16 protein-coding genes and 1 tRNA gene are annotated in these 18,364 nt (G+C 65.0%); 10 read left to right on the forward strand and 7 right to left on the reverse strand.

Annotated features, from left to right (window positions below):
* Positions 1-78 precede the first annotated feature (78 nt).
* The 3 genes from ACVIYL_RS14550 to ACVIYL_RS14560 all read left to right on the forward strand — a co-directional run bounded on the left by ACVIYL_RS14550 (position 79) and on the right by ACVIYL_RS14560 (position 2,711).
* The gene (locus ACVIYL_RS14550; protein ID WP_456778922.1) at positions 79-1,086 is read left to right on the forward strand and encodes a GlxA family transcriptional regulator; all 1,008 of its coding nucleotides are present in this window, start codon (positions 79-81) and stop codon (positions 1,084-1,086) included.
* 103 nt (positions 1,087-1,189) lie between these two features.
* Positions 1,190-1,717 (forward strand): Tautomerase enzyme, encoded by a 528-nt coding sequence (locus tag ACVIYL_RS14555; RefSeq protein ID WP_456778923.1) that lies wholly within the window; start codon positions 1,190-1,192, stop codon positions 1,715-1,717.
* Between the two features lie 13 nt (positions 1,718-1,730).
* Positions 1,731-2,711, forward strand: coding sequence for a carbon-nitrogen hydrolase family protein (locus tag ACVIYL_RS14560; protein WP_456778924.1), 981 nt, complete (start codon positions 1,731-1,733; stop codon positions 2,709-2,711).
* A gap of 57 nt (positions 2,712-2,768) precedes the next feature.
* Here the strand turns inward: ACVIYL_RS14560 and ACVIYL_RS14565 are convergent, their stop codons facing one another.
* The 3 genes from ACVIYL_RS14565 to ACVIYL_RS14575 form a co-directional block, all read right to left on the reverse strand.
* Complete coding sequence (locus ACVIYL_RS14565) at positions 2,769-4,136, reverse strand: MFS transporter (protein WP_456778925.1); 1,368 nt, start codon at positions 4,134-4,136, stop codon at positions 2,769-2,771.
* Between the two features lie 78 nt (positions 4,137-4,214).
* Positions 4,215-5,744, reverse strand: coding sequence for an aldehyde dehydrogenase (locus ACVIYL_RS14570; RefSeq protein WP_456778926.1), 1,530 nt, complete (start codon positions 5,742-5,744; stop codon positions 4,215-4,217).
* Positions 5,741-6,394 carry a GntR family transcriptional regulator gene (locus ACVIYL_RS14575; protein ID WP_456778927.1) on the reverse strand — a complete coding sequence of 218 codons (654 nt, stop codon included), beginning with the start codon at positions 6,392-6,394 and terminating at the stop codon, positions 5,741-5,743. The genes ACVIYL_RS14570 and ACVIYL_RS14575 overlap by 4 nt, the downstream gene beginning before the upstream one ends.
* Before the next feature lie 155 nt (positions 6,395-6,549).
* On the opposite strand from ACVIYL_RS14575, the gene ACVIYL_RS14580 reads away from it, so the two are divergent.
* Positions 6,550-7,344: an alpha/beta fold hydrolase gene (locus ACVIYL_RS14580; RefSeq protein WP_456778928.1), complete on the forward strand. Its 795-nt coding sequence runs from the start codon at positions 6,550-6,552 to the stop codon at positions 7,342-7,344.
* A gap of 131 nt (positions 7,345-7,475) precedes the next feature.
* Entirely contained in the window at positions 7,476-7,961 is a 486-nt protein-coding gene (locus tag ACVIYL_RS14585) for a Crp/Fnr family transcriptional regulator (protein ID WP_456778929.1), read from the forward strand.
* On the opposite strand, the gene ACVIYL_RS14590 is transcribed toward ACVIYL_RS14585, so the two are convergent.
* On the reverse strand, positions 7,900-8,727 hold the full coding sequence (locus tag ACVIYL_RS14590) for a metallophosphoesterase family protein (RefSeq protein WP_456778930.1): 828 nt from the start codon (positions 8,725-8,727) through the stop codon (positions 7,900-7,902). The two genes, ACVIYL_RS14585 and ACVIYL_RS14590, sit on opposite strands and share 62 nt — an antisense overlap.
* 162 nt (positions 8,728-8,889) lie before the next feature.
* Positions 8,890-12,786, reverse strand: coding sequence for a PAS domain-containing protein (locus ACVIYL_RS14595; protein WP_456778931.1), 3,897 nt, complete (start codon positions 12,784-12,786; stop codon positions 8,890-8,892).
* A 359-nt stretch (positions 12,787-13,145) separates the two neighbouring features.
* Here ACVIYL_RS14595 and ACVIYL_RS14600 point away from each other — a divergent pair, with 359 nt between their 5' ends.
* From ACVIYL_RS14600 to ACVIYL_RS14620, 5 genes are all read left to right on the forward strand, one after another.
* Positions 13,146-13,544, forward strand: coding sequence for a phasin family protein (locus tag ACVIYL_RS14600; protein ID WP_456778932.1), 399 nt, complete (start codon positions 13,146-13,148; stop codon positions 13,542-13,544).
* Between the two features lie 271 nt (positions 13,545-13,815).
* Positions 13,816-14,250, forward strand: a complete 435-nt coding sequence (locus ACVIYL_RS14605; RefSeq protein WP_028336028.1) for a phasin — start codon at positions 13,816-13,818, stop codon at positions 14,248-14,250.
* A gap of 190 nt (positions 14,251-14,440) precedes the next feature.
* A tRNA-His gene (locus ACVIYL_RS14610) sits at positions 14,441-14,517 on the forward strand.
* 223 nt (positions 14,518-14,740) lie between these two features.
* Positions 14,741-15,538, forward strand: a complete 798-nt coding sequence (locus ACVIYL_RS14615) for a type IV toxin-antitoxin system AbiEi family antitoxin domain-containing protein (protein WP_456778933.1) — start codon at positions 14,741-14,743, stop codon at positions 15,536-15,538.
* Positions 15,525-16,445, forward strand: a complete 921-nt coding sequence (locus ACVIYL_RS14620; protein ID WP_456778934.1) for a nucleotidyl transferase AbiEii/AbiGii toxin family protein — start codon at positions 15,525-15,527, stop codon at positions 16,443-16,445. The genes ACVIYL_RS14615 and ACVIYL_RS14620 overlap by 14 nt, the downstream gene beginning before the upstream one ends.
* Before the next feature lie 186 nt (positions 16,446-16,631).
* Here ACVIYL_RS14620 and ACVIYL_RS14625 read toward each other — a convergent pair whose 3' ends face one another.
* Both ACVIYL_RS14625 and ACVIYL_RS14630 read right to left on the reverse strand, forming a co-directional pair.
* Complete coding sequence (locus tag ACVIYL_RS14625; protein ID WP_456778935.1) at positions 16,632-17,504, reverse strand: ABC transporter ATP-binding protein; 873 nt, start codon at positions 17,502-17,504, stop codon at positions 16,632-16,634.
* Positions 17,501-18,364, reverse strand: coding sequence for an ABC transporter permease (locus ACVIYL_RS14630; protein WP_456778936.1), 864 nt, complete (start codon positions 18,362-18,364; stop codon positions 17,501-17,503). Before ACVIYL_RS14630 ends, ACVIYL_RS14625 begins: the two co-directional genes overlap by 4 nt.

Here is an 18,364-nt window from a genome sequence, read left to right on the forward strand (position 1 = left end):
CCCGTCGCCCTCGCCGGCTTGTCCGGTCGTCCGCGCAATGGCAGAATTGCGCCATATTGTGCAAAATCGGACACGGCCATGCCACTCATCCGGATCTGGGTCTATGACGGCATCCTCGCTTCGGGCGTGGCGGGGATTGTCGACGTGTTCACCGCCGCCAATTCGGTGACGGCGCGGCGGCCGCGACGTCACAGCGGCAAGCCGTCACAACTGCGGTGGCGCGTCGAATCATTGAATGGCCGGCCGGTCCAGACTGCGTCCGGCCAGGTCATCGGCGTCGATGGGCCGATCGGTGCGCGGTCTTCGGCAGACGCGGTGGTGATCCCGGGACCGTTCGTCGGCGATATCGAACGCTTCTTCGCGCGGCTCGATACCGTCGAGCCGCTACTCGCGGCGCTGCGTCGGCAGCATGAGCGCGGTACCCTGCTCGCGTCCTATTGCACCGGCAGCTTCATCCTCGCCGAGGCCGGCCTGCTCGACGGCAGGGTTGCGACCACCCATTGGGCGAAGGGACGGACATTCGCGATGCGCTACCCGGCAGTGGATCTGCGCGTCGCCGAGATCCTCACCGAGCAGAACCGCATTGTCTGCTCGGGCGCGGTGACCACCTCGCTCAATCTCGCGCTTCGGCTGGTCGAGAAATTCGCCGGTGCCGACGTAGCCGCCGAGACCGGCAAGCTGATGCTGATCGACAGCAATCGCGTCTCGCAGGCACCCTATGCCAGCCGCGCGCGCGACACGCAGCACTCCGACGCGCTGGTGGCGCGGGCGCAGAGCATGATGGAGAAGTCGCTGCAACAGGGCTTCAGTCTGGCCAGGCTGGCCCGCGACCTTTCGGTCAGCGAGCGGACGTTGAACCGCCGCTTCAAGCTGGCGGTCGGCGAGGCGCCCTTGCAATATCTGCAAGCGCTGCGGGTGGACGTCGCCAAGCGCCTGATCGAAACCACGCGGCTGAAGCTCGACGCGGTCAGCGCGCGCGTCGGCTACGACGATCTGTCGACCTTCCGTCGGCTGTTCAAGCGTGAAACCGGGCTCTCGCCCCGCGAATACCAGCGCCGGTTCGTGCGCAGGGCTCCCGCCGCCTGAGAAGGCCGTGTCCGAATTTGCCCTGAAAATGGCGATACTGCCACTGCTGCCGGGAGTGCGCCGCGCATAGACCTCCTGCTGTCAACAACAGGAGGTCGCCTCAATGCCGATGATCGACGTGACAATTCCCGAAGGAGCCCTGAAGGTGGAAGCGGAAGCGCGGCTCATCAAGGAGCTCGGCGATATCCTGATCGGCCACGAGGGGTTCGATCCGGCGAACAAGGTTGCGCAAGGCGTCACCGTTGTCTTCCTGCATCGGCCGGCCGCCGTTTATGTGGCGGGCCGGCCATCGCCATCGCCACGATTTCGCATCGTCCCGACGGTCCCCGAGGGGCAGTACACCGAAGCCTCGCGCGCGGCCTTGGTGAAGGACGTCACCGACGCGGTGGTGTGCGCCGCCGGCGGTTCGTTCGAGGACGTGGCGCCGCAGGTCTGGGTGTTTCCGACCGAGATCCCCGACGGCCAGTGGGGCAGCCGCGGCGTCATTCGTCCGCTGCCGGACATCCAGGCCTTCATCGCCGGCGAGCACGAGCGCAAGGTCGGCGAGGCGCGTCTGGCGCGACGGCGGCGCGTCAAGGCGCTGGAGTTGCTTGCGGGCGCGCTCGACGCCGCCCGCAAGGGCGTCGACTGACGCGGGCACAGCCATGACATCCGACACGCATTTCAGGCTCGCGGCGATCCAGGCCGCCGCGGTGCCATTCGATCGCGACGCCTCGCTGGAGAAAGCCTGCCGCCTGATCGGCGAGGCCGGCGCCATGGGCGCGACGATCGCCGCCTTCGGCGAGACCTGGCTGCCCGGCTATCCCTTCTTCTGTCACGCGCCGACCGGGCCGAACACGTTTCGCGCGATGGCCGAATATCTCGACAACGCGGTCGAGATTCCCTCGCCCGCGACCGATCGGCTCTGCGCCGCCGCCGAGGCCGCCGGCATCGATGTCGTGATCGGCGTCGCCGAACGTGATGCCGTGACCAAGGGCACGGTCTACTGCACGCTGCTGTTCATCGGCCGCGAGGGACGGCTGCTCGGCCGCCATCGCAAGCTGAAGCCCACCTTCAACGAGCGCTCGGTGTGGGCCGATGGCGACGCGGCGGGCCTGCGCGTGCATGAGCGGCCCTATGGCCGGATCAGCGGCCTCAATTGCTGGGAGCACAACACGATGCTGCCCGGCTATGCGCTGGCCGCGCAGGGAACGCAGATCCACGTCGCGGCGTGGCCGGGGCGGGAGCCCGCGGTGGCGCCACCGTCGCCGCCGCTCTGGCCGCGGCAGTTGTTGCTGTCGCGAGCGTTCGTCTCGCAAGCCGGCTGCTACGTCATCGCGGTCGGCGGCATGCGCTCGCACGAAATCACGCCGGAACGTTACCGCGAACTATCGACGATCGAGTACAGCGGTGACAGCGTCATCATCGATCCGCGCGGCGAGGTCATCGCCGGTCCGGCGCAGGGCGAGACCATCCTGATCGCGGACGGCTCGCGGGAGGCCGTGCTCGCCGCCAAGGCGCTGTGCGATATCGGCGGCCATTATTCGCGCCCCGACCTACTGCGGCTGATCGTGGATCGCAATCCGCAGGAGCGGGTCATCGACTGCGGCTTCGCCGGGCGTGTCACGCCGGAGATGTGGGAGTGACGCGACGGCGCGGGTAGCCCGCGCCGTCAAGCTTGTCGCGAGAAAGGTCGCTCCGCCTCACGAAGCTTCCTGCGGAATTGCGGATGGTGATTCCTCGCCCTTGAGCTCCTCGAGGCTGCGGTGCCGCGGCTCGATGCCGAGCGCCCATACGGTGATGATCTGCACGATGAGCAGTCCGATCATCAGGGCCATCACGCCGGCGACGCCGCGCGCTTCGAACAGCATCACGACCAGGAATGGTGTCACGATGGTGGCACCTCGACCGAGTGTGTTGACTATGCCGGATGCCCGCAGCCGCACCTCGGTCGGGAACAGTTCGGGAATATAGATGCCGAACAACAGCGCGACCAGGACATAGATCGGCACGGTCAGCGCGAAGCCGACGGCCGGCAGCAGGAACGGATCCGAGATCATCGGATAGATGACGCCGAGGATGATCGATATCAGCGATGCGCCGATGATCGTGGGCTTGCGGCCCCAGCGGTCGGCGGTCAGGGCGCCGATCGCCGAGCCGATCGGCGCGCCAAGCGCCATCAGCAGCGAGTAGCCGAACGAGGTCGCGACGGACAGGCCCTGCTTGATGAAGAACACCGGCAGCCAGGTCACGAAACCGTAGAGCAGCGTATTGATGGTAATCAGGCATACCGCGCCGACGATCATGCGGGAGAGCAGCGGCGCGGTGAACAGCGTGGCGAGATCGGGCGACACCGGTGCCGGTGTTGCAGCCGCGGGGGCCGGCAAGGGTTGGCCCTGGGAAGCTTCCTTCTCGATCGCCTGCATCAGCGCCTCGGCCTCGGTGGTGCGTCCCACCGCCTCCAGCCAGCGCGGCGACTCCGGCAGCGACTTGCGCAGGTACCAGACGATCAAGGCGCCGACGCCGCCCAGCACGAACATCGCGCGCCAGCCGAATTGCGGGACGACGACCGATGCGACCAGCAGCGCGATGGGCAGGCCGGTCACGACGCAGACGGCGGTGAAGCCGAGCCACTTGCCGCGGCTCCGGGCCGGCACGAACTCGGTCATGGTGGAATAGCCGACAACATTTTCGGCGCCGAGACCGACGCCCATCACGAAACGGCAGGCAATCAGAAAGGCCATGTTTGGCGCAAACGCCGCCGCCAGGGACGCGATGCCGAACAGCAGCAGATTGAACTGGTAGGTGAAACGCCGTCCGTAACGGTCGCCGAGGAAGCCGGTGCCGAAAGATCCGAGCATCATGCCGACGAAGGTTGCGGAGATGAACGCGGCGTTTTGGGCGAGCGTCGAGAATCCGGTTTTCAGCGTCACGCCGAGCACGGTGCCGGCGATATAGATGTCGAAGCCGTCGAAGAACATTCCGATCCCGATCAGGATCATGATCCGGCGATGGAATGGTCCGATCGGTAGCCGATCGAGGCGGCTCCCGGCATTGACCGATGTCGACATATGCGCTCTCCCCTTGACTGTTTCCTCGGTGATGCGGCCCGCCATCTGTGGGCGATTTGCCGCTTTGCTCGACTGCGGCTAGTTCAACCGGCGCTGGCTGGCCGTGTCGCGGTACCAATCGAACGGCTGTTCGTGGGTCGCGACCATCACGCTCTTGGTGTTGAAATGGTCGTCGAAGCTCTCAGTGCCGCATTCCCGGCCGATGCCGGAATCGTCAACGCCGCCCCAGGGCGAGGCCGGATCGAGCCGGTGGTGGTCGTTGATCCAGACGATCCCGGCCTTGACCGCCGCGGCCACGCGATGCGCGCGCGCGACGTCGCGGGTGCGAATGGCGGCGGCGAGGCCAAAGGGAGAGTCGTTGGCGAGCCGGAGCGCGTCGGCCTCGTCCTTGAAGGGGGTCACCGAGGTGAAGGGACCGAATACCTCCTCCTGGAAGATCCGCATGTCGGATTTGACGTCGGCGAACACGGTCGGTTCGACGAAATAACCGTTGTCGTGGCCCGCGACCTTTGCGGCCACGCCGCCGGTGAGCAGCCGCGCGCCGTCTTCATGACCGTAGCGCGCATAGCTGAGAACGCGGTCGCGCTGGCGTGCCGAGATCACCGGCCCAAGTTGTGTGTTCGGATCGAACGGATCGCCAATGCGGATGGCGCGGGTCTTGGCCTGCAGCTTTTCGACGAACTCATCGTAGATCGAGGCCTGCACGATATGGCGCGACGCGCAAACGCAGGTTTGGCCGGCGCCGATGAAGGCCCCGAACGCGGCATAGTTGACGGCGCGGTCGACGTCGAAATCGTCGAATATCATCACCGGCGTCTTGCCGCCGAGCTCCATGGTCTGGTGCGCGAACACCTTCGCTGCGGCACTGCCCGCGATGCGGCCGGCTTCGGTCCCGCCGGTCAGCACAAGCTTGTTGATGTCGCCATGCTCAGCGAGCATCTTGCCGGCGCTCTGGCCGAGGCCAAGCACGATGTTGAAGACGCCGGGAGGCAGTCCGGCCTCGCTGAAGATCTGGGCGAGCTTCAGTGTCGTCAGCGGCGTGTATTCCGATGGCTTGACCACGGTGACGCACCCGGTCGCCAGCACGACGGCAAGCGACTTGCACAGGATCATGAGCGGGTGATTGAAGGGCGTGCAGTTGGCGACGATTCCGATCGGCGTGCGCAGGGTGTAGTTCAGGTACGCGCCTTCGACCGGGATGACGGAATCACGGCGCGACAGCGCCAGTCCGGCGAAGTAGCGGAAGAAATCCGGCAGGCGCGACAGCTGCGCGCGGGTTTCGTTGACGGGACGGCCGTTGTTCAACGTCTCCAGCCGGTACAGCGTGTCGAGATTGGCCTCGAACGCGTCGGCGAGCCTGTTGACGAGCCGGGCGCGCGCCCTCGTGTCCATCCCGCCCCACGCCTTGCCTTCGAATGCAGCGCGCGCGCTCCTCATCGCGCGGTCGATATCCGCGGCGGTCGAATTCGGAATCCGGGCGATGACGTCGCCGGTCGCGGGATTGCGGACGTCGAGCATCTCGCCGTCTCCGGCCTCGACCTCGCGTCCGTCGATGAAGTTGCCGTGGATCTCGACGTCGATCGTCGCGGGCTTCGACGGAATGTTCATGATGACCTCTCTTCGACGATGACGGCGTTGCGCTTGAGTGCCGGCAGCACGCGCTTTTCGGTTGCCGCGATGTGAGCCTTGATGATGCGGGCCGCGGTGCGTGCCTCGCGCTGCTGCATGGCGTCGATCAATGCGACATGCTCGGCGACGAGCTTCGCCGGGTCGTGGCCCTTCAGATTGGAGACGCTGACGCGCACCAGCCGATCGGCCTGGCCGATCAGGTCGCAGAGCGTGGTCGCCATGCGGCGGTTGCCCGATGCGTGCGCCAGCGCCGAGTGGAACCCGCGATTGTAGGTGATGAAATCCTCATGGCTGCCGGAGAAGCGGCGGAATTCATCGAGTGATTTCAGGATGCTGTCGGGCGCGCTTTCGATTGCTTCGGCGACGCAGGCCGGTTCGAGCGCAAGGCGGAAGCGCAGCAGATCGCGGGCGTCGGACAGCGAGATCGGATTGACCCGGTAGCCCTGGCGGGGCTGCACCGTCACGAGGTGCTCGCGCTCGAGCCGCAGCAGGGCGTCCCGGACCGGCTGGCGGCTGACGGCGTAACGCTCCGCCAGATCCTGCTCTCGTATTTCATCACCGGGAGCAAGCTGACACGATAAAATATCAGATCGCAGGCTTTCGTAGATATTCTCGCGAAGAAGGATCATCTTATTGGATCTCCTGCCCAGCAAAATGCAGATTGTGAAATATCACGTCAAGCTGAAATCCTTGAAATCCGGGTGATTTGATTTATCAATCGTCCGCAGGGGCGCTTTGGAGCCCCGATGCGCGAATTTCGGGCGCAATTTGAAAGAGAGCGACGATGGACAGGCTTTTGGCCAACCGCACAGTCAACGCAGCCCAGTCGGGCGAAGGGCCGCCGCTGGTCCTGTTTCACTCGCTGCTGTCGGATCGCGCGAGCTTCGATGCGATCGTGCCGGAACTTGCCCGGTCGTTTCGGACCATCGTGCCGGAACTGCCGGGATTTGGTCGGTCGAGCGCGGTTGAGGGTGGCCTTGCCGCGATTGCCGACCGGATGGCGGACGCGGTGCATGACGCGGCTGATGGCACGCCGGCCATCGTGCTCGGCAATGGTTATGGCGGGTTCGTCGCGCTGCAGATGGCGATCCGCCACCCGGCGATCGCGAGCCGGCTGATCCTCGCCGACAGCGGTGCGGCGTTCTCCGAGCCGGGCCGCGAGGCGTTTCGCAACATGGCCAGGGTTTCACGCGAGAAGGGGCTCGCCGCGATCACCGACATTGCAATGCGCCGGCTGTTCGCACCGGATTTCCAGGCACAGCATCCCGCGCTGATGCAGGATCGCCGCGACGCATTCCTGCTCACCGATCTCAACGTGTTCTGCGCGGCCTGTGACGCGCTGGCGAGCCTCGATCTTCGTGCCGAACTACGCAGCGTGACCGTACCGACACTCGTCGTGGTCGGCGAATATGACGAGGCGACGCCGCCGCCGATGTCATACGAATTGGCAGGCGGCCTGCCGAGAGCCAAGCTGAGGGTCATTCCGGGATGTGCGCATGTCCCGCAACTGCAATCGCCAAAACTGTTCCTCGATACGATCGGCGATTTCCTGGCGATCAAGCATAACGCGCCCGCCTGAGGCACGCACAAACGGCTGGATCGCGCCGCGGGTCACGCGGCGGCGTGCCGACAATTTGGGCACAACGCCCAGCTAATGCCGTTTGACGCGACAGCATCTCTGCCTAGTCTGACTAGAGACGGAGATGAAACATGCGAGCGATCCTTGATCACTGCACCGGCGGTCGCAGGCGCAGCTTGCCGGCGGGCACGGATTTCATCGAGGAGGGCGGCAAGACCGGTCATCTGTTCGTGCTGCTCGACGGCAAGGTGGAAGTCGTCAAGGGCGACAGCCTGGTGGCTGTGATCGACGAGCCCGGCGCGGTGTTCGGCGAGATGAGTGTGCTGCTCGACCGGGCGCACAGCGCCAAGGTGCGCACGGCCGCTGATTGCGTCCTGTACGAGTTCGACGATGCGGCGTCGTTCCTGCGCGAGCAGCCGGCGGTGGCGCTGCTGATCGCGCAGCTGCTGGCGCAACGGCTTCATGTCGCCACGACCTATCTTGCCGACCTGATGCATCAATATGCCGATCACGGCACCCATCTGGCGATGGTCGGCGAGGTGCTGCAGAGCATGATCAACCTGCCGCCGATGCAGGTCGCGCCAGGCTCGGATCGGCAATCCGATCCAAGGATATGAGCCAGTCCGGCGCATCGCGCACGGGAGCCGCCGGCCGCGACAGCGGCGCCTTGAGGTCGATCATCTGCGCATCGCCGGCGGCGAGCCAGAACGCCTTGTCCTGCGCGAGATCGAGCACGATGTAGACCGGAGGCCGGCCGGGCTGCAGGCCGGTGTTGAACACCCAGCTCGCTCCGATCCGGTCGAACCACGAGCCGCTCTGGATGAACGGCGACTGATGCACATGGCCCGAGATCACCATCGCCGGATGGTGGCGCTCGATCCAGCCGAGCAGCTCGGCGTCGCCGAAGAAGCGCTTGCCGCCCCAGCTGGTCGGCGAATCCGCCGGCGGGGCGTGATGGACCCAGACCCAGCGGCGGTGCGGCACCGCGGCTGCCGCGCGAAGCTGCTCGTCGATCCGCGCCTTGACCAGCGGGCCGTCCCACCACGGGCACACCGTGAACAGCGTGTCGCCGATCGTCAGGTTGTCGCCGTCGCAGGCGACGCCGAACTCCCTGATGCCGGCGACCCAGCGCGCGATCTTCTCGCCCTCCGGGTTGCGCTCGTCGAGGTCGTGATTGCCCGAGCAGAAGATCACCCGCGTGAGATCGGCGAGCCGCAACAGGTATTTCGTGACGACGACGATCTGGGCGCGGAAATCGACCGCCGAGCCGAGGTTGAGCGCATCGCCGGCGAAGATCACGAGATCGAATTGCGGTGCCGCCGCCAGCAGCCAGTCGAACTGTGGCAATGAGTAATGCAGATCGGCGACGACAAGACAGCGCATCGGTGAAATCCGAATGCCCGGAAAACGGGCGGGGCCGCACGGCAATGATTTCAAACAAGCCAAATCGCAGCAAGATCTATGCCGCGCCGCGCGGATCCGACGCGACAGATGTTCGCAGTGTCCTGGAATCGGCCGGCAACAGCGCGAAGGGCGGATCGCGGCTCACGCCCGCGCTGCGGCGTGAGCGAAGGTCACCTCGATCAGCGTGCCGGTGCGGCCGCCGGTCCGGATCTGGAATTTGGCGCGATTGGCTTCGACCAGCGCCTTGGTCAGCGACAGGCTGACGCCGCCGGAGCCGGCCTGATCTGAAGGCGTCGGGGCGCGGAACGGCTCCAGCGCCGCGGCGACCTCGTTGTCGTTGAGACTCTGCCCGGTGTCGCGCACGCGCAGCATCACCTCGCCGAAATCCGACAGCGCGGTCGAGACGATCACCTGGCCGCCGGCATTGGCGAGATGGATCGAGTTGCCGATCAGGTTCAGCGTGATCTGGCGCAACGCGCGGGCGTCAGCGACCACAGGCGGCAGCGTGTGGGCGAGCGAGGTGCGGATGATGATGCGCTCGCGGTTGGCCTGCGGCTGCATCACTGCGACGCAGCTCTCCACCATTTCGTTGAGGTTCTGGCTGGCGAAGGCGAGGTCGAGCTTGCCGGTCTCGATCCGCGACAGATCGAGCAAATCGTTGACGATCGCGATCACCCGCTCGCCGGAGGCGCGGATGTCCTTCATGTATTCGACATAGCGCTCGTTGCCGAGCGCGCCGAAGCGCTCGCCGATCATCACCTCGGCAAAGCCGATGATGGCGTTGAGCGGCGTGCGCAGCTCGTGGCTGATCCGCGCCAGCATGTCGGACTTGGCGTTGGCGGCGCGTTCGGCGAGCCGCCGCGCCTCGCGCAATTCGCCCTCGCTCTTTTTCGTTTGCGAGAGATCACGGAACACCGCGAAGAAGTTCGGTCCATCGGCGCGGGTGCGGCCCATCGTCACCGACAGCGGGATGATGCCGCCCTGGCGGACGCGGCCGAGCGTCTCGCGGCCATGGTCGAGCAGGCTGGCGACGCCGGCGGATTTCAGGCTGGCGAGATAGTCGACGATGCCGTGCTGGCTTTCCGGCGCGAACAGATCGGCGAGCTTGCGGGTGACGAACTCGTCGCCGTCATAGCCGAACAGTGCCTCGGCGCTGCGGTTGCAGGAATGGATGTTGCCGTCGGCATCGAACATGATGATGCCTTCGGCGGCGGTGTCGAGGATCGCGCCGAGCTCTTCGGCGTCGGCCTGGCCGGCTTGCGGCTCAGCCGGCGCAAGCAGCGGCTCGGCGGCGGCCGCAGGCTCCGGCTCGGGTTCGGAGAGCGCGGCGGCGATCGCGGCATCCTCGTCCAGCGTGCGCGAGAAGATCAGCGCCAGCGCGGAATCGTCGTCCCAGGTGATGGTGTGCAGCCGCGCCTCGGCGGACACCGACTGCCCGCCGTCCTCGGTGCTCTGGTTCGCGGAGATCGTCACCGGCGTGCCGGTGCCCGACGTGCTGCTCGCCTGCGAGACGCCGGGCTCGACAAAGAGCGCGTCGAGGCCGCCGGCGGCTTCCAGCGCGTGCAGGCTGTCATGGCCCATGCGCGAGAGGAAGGCGTGGTTGGCATAGAGCAGGCGGTCGAGCCGGTAGATCAGGATGCCGACCGGCAACAGATCGAGCAGCGCGCGGTCGCGGCGGGAATCTGCGCGCGGCGCCGGCTCCGCCGCAGCCAGCCAGCCGGCCTTTGGTGTTTCCGCCGCCGTCTCCAGCTGCGCGACCGCCTCTTGCGCTGGCGCCTCTGCTTGCTGCGGCGGTTCGCTTGCGGGCGGCGCTTCGGCGACCGGCTCGGCCGGCACGCTGTCGTCCGTCGTCGCGGCGAGGCCGGCCTCGTTCTCGAGCCGCGCCGACAATTGACGGGCGAGCTCGTTGAAGGCGTTGTTCTCGACCGGCGTCAGCGACGGCGGCCGGGTGTCGCCGGCGGGACGGAACGGCACCACATTCGGTGGCGGGTCATGACGCACTTCGTGCGTTTCCTCGTGCGTTTCCACGGCGTGATCCGGATCGGCTCGGTGTGAAGTCTCTGCGGCTGTCGGCTCGGTCAATTCCTCGGGTGGTGCTATGGCGGTCGTGTCGGGCGGCGGCTCCGCGTGCGGCGGAGGATTGTCCTGTGGCGCGGCGGGCCCGGGCGGCGCGGCGGTGCGCGGCGCCGGCGCGACATCGGCCGACAGCGATTGCGGCGCGAGCGTGCCGCTGAAGAACTCATAGCGGCGCAATGCGGCGAGTCGCGCAAGCCCGTCGAGGTCGCGACACACACCAAAGCCGCGGTAGCCGGCGAAATTCCTGGCACGATCGAACACCGGCAGGCCGGACAGTTCGACCGGCAGCCGGCCGCCACCGTCGGCCGGCCAGTGCAGCGTGATGCCGCTCCAGGTGTCGTGGCTGGCGAACGCCTGCATGACGCGGCCCTCGGGATCGAGGCCAAAGCTCTCGGCGATGTCGCTCCACAGCCGGCCGAAGCCCGCCGCGGTGTGCAGGCCGATCAGGCGGGTGAATTCATCGGAGCCGAGCGAGAAGCGGGCCTCATGGTCCATCTGCCACATGAAGCGCAGCGGATGCCGCCGCACCGGCAACGGCTCGTCGAGCCAGGATGGTGGTGGCACCGGCGCCAATGTCGCGGGCTCCGGCTCGGTGACGGGCGCAGGCGTGGGCGCATCCGCGATCGCATAGGGCGAGGGGGCGGGATCGGCCGGCGGCGCTGATGTTTCCGGCGCGTTGGCCGTCTCTGCGAGATCAGGCACGGACTCTTCGGCGTGCGTCTCCGTGGGCACTTCGATCAACGCTTCCGACAGCGGCTCCTCGACGGCGGGGCTTTCGTCGGGCGTGGTGTCGAGAGGTGCGGTCTCGACGGGCGTCGGCTCTGAATGCGTGAGTTCTGCCGACGCAAGTGGCGGGGCAAGAGGCGTAGGCTCTTCGATCTGCGCGCCGTCCGGCACTTCGATCAGTGCTTCCGACAGAGGTTCCTCGGCGGCAGGTGGTTCGTCTTGCGTGGTGTCGAGAGCTGCGGTCTCGACGGACGCCTCTATGTGCGCCGCCTCTTCTGCCGCGGCAGATGGAGCAGCATTCTCAGGTTCGGATTTGGCCGCGCTGACGAGCGGCTCGATTGTGACGCGCTCTTCCAACTGCGGATCCAGCGCGTCGAACAGTGTGAAGGCGATCGGCGCTGCGCAGGCCGTCGCGGGCGCTTCGTCATGCGCAACGGCTTGTTCGACAACCGCAGGTGCTGGCGGCGGCTCCACGGCCACGGCCTCTTGCTGCGCTGGCGCTGGGGGAGCCTGTGCTTCGCGCGCCGGCGTCTCCGGCTCAACTGGCTCGGGCACGATCGGCGCCGCCGGCTTTGCGGCGAGATGCGGCGCCGGCTTGATCAACGCGACCAGCGCGCGATCGGCGGCGCGGCCGATCCGCTGCAGCACGACGCGGCCGATCGCAACGCTCGCCGCCGCGCGGCCCTGCGCCAGCGCTTCGTCGCGTGCGGCATCGAGACCGGCTTCGGTGAGGTCGTGCAGGCCGGGCAGCGTACGCGCCGCCTCATTGGTTGCGACCAGCAGTCCGTTGCTGGTGAAGGCGGCGGCCGGACGCGGCAAGCCCTGCAGCAGCCGCTGCAGGCGTTCCGCGAGCGGCATGCCGCGGCCGGTCGCATTGAGCGCCGTCATCAGGATGCCGTGGCTGCCGTCCGGCAGGTCGATCCGGGCGCAGCCGCAGGTCGCGAGCATGCCGGGCGCAGCGCCGAAGCCGCGCAGCCGCTCCAGGCGGACCGCGCCATTGGCGTTCAGGCTGTGGCCGAGCCGCGCGACCTGGCGGCGGTGCGGATCGGCCGGGCCGAAGCCGCGCTTCGCCAGCTCTGCGCCGTTGGCGGCACCGAATACCTGCGCGCCGACCGGATTGGCCCAGAGAATTCGCGCGCCGTCGGCCGCCCACAGCCATGCCGGCAGGGCGCCCGTCGCATGATCCGCCAGCCTGACATCGCCGAGCGCCTGGATCTGGAATTCCGCGTCACTCATCACGCAAGATTTGACCGCATGGGTTTGGCTTTCTTCCTTAAGCTCGGCCGAAGGCCCGGCAGCCGCAGGACGACAGCCTTAACAGAAGGTTAGTATCGCAACTGGGGAACGGCAGGTCCATGTCCGCAGCGAAACTGCCCAGCCTTAAGCCGGAATAACGTTAACTCGGCTGAACGATCCACAGCCGTTTGGCGTTGTCGGGCTAAAGAGAGGTTGCTGCGAGCCGCGCGATGCGGAACCAGGTGGCGCCGCGTCACACCTGCGATTGCAGTGCCACGATATATATATTCTGCCGTCTATCTTGCCCTGGGCCCGCAGGGCCAAGCGGCGGGCCGATCAGCAAGCGAGGGAGAGCGACCATGAGCGACAACGGGCGTGACCATTTCGAGATCCCCAAGTTCGAGATTCCCAAGGATATGCGGTCGATGGCGGAGGCGAGTTTTGAGCAGGCGCGCAAGGCGTTCGAGCAATTCGTGACCAACGCCAAGGACACCGCCGGCAAGATCGAGGAGCGCAACGCCACGATGCGCGCCGGCGCCAAGGATCTTTCGGCCAAGGCGCTGACCTATGCCGAAAAGAACGTGCAGTCGTCGCTGGACTACGCCGAGGCGCTGCTCAAGGCCAAGGACCTCAGCGACGTCATGCGGCTGCACAGCGAATATGTGCAGGGCCAGATGCGCTCGCTCGCCGAGCAGGCCAGCGAGATGGGCCAGGCCGTCAGCCGGGCCGCGATGGACGCGGTCAAGCCGAAGAACTGACGAGGCGCATTGGCCGCGGCCGACCCCGGCGCGTTCAGCCTCGGTCGGCCGCGGTAATCTTTTGTTCCGTCAGATAAAAAATGTGGCGTCGCACGCGATCTTACGTTGCGTTGCACAAAATTGACATGATATGGGTGTTTATTAGGCGCGCCCGACGAAGGGCACTCCCGTGAATCAAGGCAGCGTGATCCATTTCAGCGCTCCCGGCCTGATGGGCTCCGGGACGTCCGCAATGGTCACATCTACTCACCCGTTGCGAAGGATTACACGTATGACCAACCCGTCCGATCCGTTTTCCGCCTCGATCATTCCGTTTGAAGTTCCCGAGCAGATGCGCGCGTTCGCCGAGAAGGGCGTTCTGCAGGCCCGCGATAGCTACGCCAAGTTCAAGGACGCTGCCGAGACCCACAACTCGACGGTCGAGGCCGTGTTCACCTCGGTGAGCAAGGGCGCCAGCGAGTATTCGGCCAAGCTGATCGAGTTCTTCAAGGCCAACACCACCTCCTCGCTCGACTTCGCCCAGGAGCTGTTCAGCGTGAAGTCGCCGACCGAAGCGGTCGAGCTGTGGACGTCGCACGCCCGCAAGCAGTTCGAGACCTACACCGCGCAGGCCAAGGAACTGGCCGAGCTCGGCCAGAAGGTCGCCAGCGAGACCGCCGAGCCGATCAAGGCCAGCGCCTCGAAGTTCTACAAGCCGGCCGCCTGATCGCCGCCGTTTGGGAGACCAGCGAAAGGCCCGGGCCGAAGCGGTCCGGGCCTTTTTGCTGGCCAGGGGCCCGTCAAGCGGCCCGACATAACAGCGGAAATCGGCGCGTTACGGCCTTGCCAAAGCGCGGCGTTGCACCTAGTTTCCGCCCGAAATCGCCGCCCCGTCTGAGCGGGTCGCGCGTCAGGATGCAGTTGTAGCTCAGTTGGTTAGAGCGCCTGTCTGTGGAACAGGAGGTCGGTGGTTCGAGCCCACCCAACTGTACCAGAAAAATCAAACACTTAGGTAGATTTTTTTAGGTTGGATTGTCGCCGTAGCTACCACGTAGCTACCACGACGCCGAAAGCAGCGAACGGGCGCTCGCCGTTGTATCGTTCGCCAAGTGGTTCCCGAGGAGTTTACATTTATGTATTGTTACTTAGCTTGACTGCGCAAATTTGGTAGATTTCAAACCTTGAGCGGGGTTTGAAAATAAGCTAATTTACTTAGTATGGCTAAGCAAACGGAGAGAAAGCTAAACCACCTCGAAAGGACCCTTCCGCAAGGACTCTTGGTCGACGCCGCCTGGATGGAGCGCCATGGATATTCCACCAGCCTGCGCAGCCAATATGCATCGGCCGGATGGCTTGTTCAGCCTGCTCGGGGAACCTTTAAGCGTCCGCTTGGCGAACTCTCGTGGCAAAGCGTTGTCGTTTCACTGCAGCGACTGCTCGGCTCCGACCTCGTTGTCGGTGGACGTACCGCTTTAGAAGCGCAAGGCCTCGGCCACTATTTGAGCCAGACGGGTCCTTCGATCGTACACCTATACGGAACGAGCCCCGCTCCCGGCTGGCTCGGCAAACTCAAACTTAAACAGAAATTCCGCGTTCACCGCGCGCAAAGCCTGTTCAAAATGCACGCGAGCGCGCTGGGACCAAAGTCGGGCGCAACGCGAGAACTGCCGGGATCACTCAACTGGCCTCTCACGGTATCGACGCCCGAACGTGCGTTTCTCGAACTGCTCGACGAATTGCCCCGCCACGAAAGCTTCCATCAGGTCGATGCACTGGCGGAAGGCTTGAGGAACCTCAGTCCTCGGCGGCTGCAAACGCTTCTGAACGACTGCAAAAGCGTCAAGGTCAAACGATTGTTCTTCTGGTTCGCGGATCGGCATCAGCACGCCTGGCTCAAACAGATCGACAAGGCGAAAGTTAATCTCGGCACGGGAAAGCGCATGCTCGTCAAGGGCGGCAAACTCGATACCAAATATCTCATAACCATCCCCGACGACCTCGATGCCCCTGTCTGAAAAATATCGGCATCAAGTGGCTTTGTTGATCGAGACGATGCCGTTCGTCGCGGCTGAGCCCGATTTTGCGCTTAAGGGGGGTACTGCCATCAATCTCTTCCACCGCGATATGCCGCGCCTGTCGGTCGATATCGACCTGACCTATCTGCCGGTGGCTCCGCGTCCCCAATCCCTTGCTGCGATCGATGCGGCGATGAAGCGCACGGCGTCGGCTATCAGGAAAGGATTGCCCGGCGCGAAGGTGACGGAGGTCGTCAACGCCCGCGAGAAGATCGTGACCAAGCTGACTGCCCAGAAAGGCGACGCTCAGATCAAGATCGAGGTCTCACCCGTGATCAGGGGCAGCGTTTTCGAATCCGAGCTCCGCGATGTGTCGCCGAGCGTCGAAGAAACATTTGGGTTCGCGCAGATGAAAGTTGTTTCGTTTGCCGATCTATACGCCGGTAAGCTCGTCGCGGCGCTCGACCGGCAGCATCCGCGCGACCTCTTCGATGTCCGCGATCTTCTCGCTAACGAAGGCCTCACGGACGACCTCCGCAAGGCGTTCATCGTCTACCTCATCAGCCATGACAGGCCGATTTCCGAGGTCGTCGTTCCTCGCCGCAAGGACATCCAACACGAATTCACACACGGCTTCGAGGGCATGACGGCTCATGATGTGACGCTGGACGAATTGCTCGAAACCCGAGAGACGCTGATCGCCGAACTCGCGGGAAAAATGCCGCAAGCTCACAAAGATTTCCTGGTAGAATTCAAGCGTGACAAGCCAGATTGGAGCTTGCTCGGCGTTCCCGGTGCGGCGGACTTGCCGGCGGTGCGCTGGAAGCAGATAAATCTGGACAGGCTTCCTGTCGAGCAAAGGACGAAGCTGGTCGCGCGGCTCGAGCATGTCTTGCGCAATGTCTGAATCCACCTCGCCACGAGGCCTCCGGGCGAAATAAAAAAGGCATTCGCAAGGGCGACTGCGCGTCCTTGCTGAATACCAGTAACATCAATGACTTGGTTGTTAGGGGCAAGTTACCCGCAACTACACACCTGCGCATGCCTCGGCAGGCGAAGGAAACGTTTGAAGCGTGATGGGATCGCATGGCCATTAGAGTACCGAAGCGAGCGATTGCCCTTGCAGCTCGATTGTCAATCCCTGCATGCCGAGGTCATTGATCTCTCCGCCCATCGCCTTCAGGCTTTCTTCGCGGATAAGGGACATCAACCCTCGGCGCAGGGCCAGAAATTCCGACGACATCATCATCGACTGCTGCCGCGGGCGTTCGAGCGGGATCGTGATTTCCGCCTTGATCGAGCCGGGACGCGCGGTCATGCAGTAGACGCGGTCGGACAGGAAAATCGCCTCGTCTATATCGTGGGTCACGAACAGCACCGAGATCTTCAGCCGTTGCCACATGTTGGTGAGGATTTGTTGCATGATGACGCGGGTCTGCGCGTCCAGTGCACCAAAGGGTTCGTCGAGCAGCAGCACCTTCGGTCCCGTGGCCAGCGCGCGAACGATGCCGACCCGCTGCTTCATGCCGCCGGAAAGCCGCTCCGGATAGTGCTTCTCAAATGCCTCGAGCCCCGCGAGCCCGAGCAGCGTGCGTGCTGCACGCTCGCGCTGCGAGCGCGGCATGCCGCGCATCTTCAGGCCGAACTCGACATTCTCCCGCACGGTCTTCCACGGAAACAGCGAATATTGCTGGAACACCATGCCACGCTCGGCGCTTGGGCCGTTCACCGGCTCACCGTCGACGGTGACCACGCCGGTGGTCGGCTTGAGGAAGCCCGCGACCGCGTTGAGCAGCGTCGATTTTCCGCAGCCCGAAGGACCGACGATCGAGACGAACTCGCCGGGATTGACATGGATCCGCGTGTCCGTGACGGCCTGCACGGCACCATCGATGCTTTCGTAGCTGAGCGAGAAGTTATTGACCTCGATATGGCCTTGCGGCGCGCTGGCGCGGACGTGGTTCATTTCGAGCTCCATGGCATGACCAACTGACCGGCGCCCCGGATCAGCAGGCTCGATCCCAGTCCGAGTACGCCGATCGCGATCATGCCGAGCGCGATGTCCGGGTACTGGACCAGCGAATAGGCCTCCCAAGTAAAGTAGCCGATGCCGTATTGTCCGGAGATCATCTCGGCGGCGATCAGGGACACCCATGCCACGCCCATGCCGACGGTGAGCCCGGTGAAAATATGCGGAAGCGAGGCGGGGAAGTACACCTCGCGGAAGATCGAGCGCTCACGGGCGCCGAGACATTGCGCAGCGCGCACCAACACGGGATCGACCAGCGACATGCCGTGCAGCGTGTTGACCAGGATCGGAAAGAAGGAGCCGAGGAAGGTGATGAACACGATGCTCTGCTCGTTGGTCGGCCACAGCATGATCGCCATCGGCACCCAGGCGATTGCCGGAATCGGCCGTAGCACCTCGGCGACCGGGAACACCACCTCATGCACCAGCTTGAAGCGGCCCATGATCAGTCCCAGCGGCACGCCGACAAGGGCGGCGAGCGAGAAGCCGATGAAGATGCGGCGGCAGCTCAAGAGCAGGTGCAGCAGGAATTTGGGATCGTGGATCGCCTTGGTGAAGCTTGCATAGACCGCGAGAGGTGTCGGCACATTGACGAAACGCACGAAGAAGACGACGCGATAAGTCGTGAGCAGATGCCAGAGCACCAGGAACGCGACGAGTGAAAGCGCGCCGATCGCGACGGCGCGCAGCCGATCCCGATTGAGCCGATACCAGCGCCGCGCGAGCGTACCGAACGACGGTGCGGGGCTGGGCGTCTTGGCGGACACGGTCTCGGTGACGGCTGCGGTTGACGGCAT

The organism is Bradyrhizobium sp. USDA 3315, from assembly GCF_054056795.1.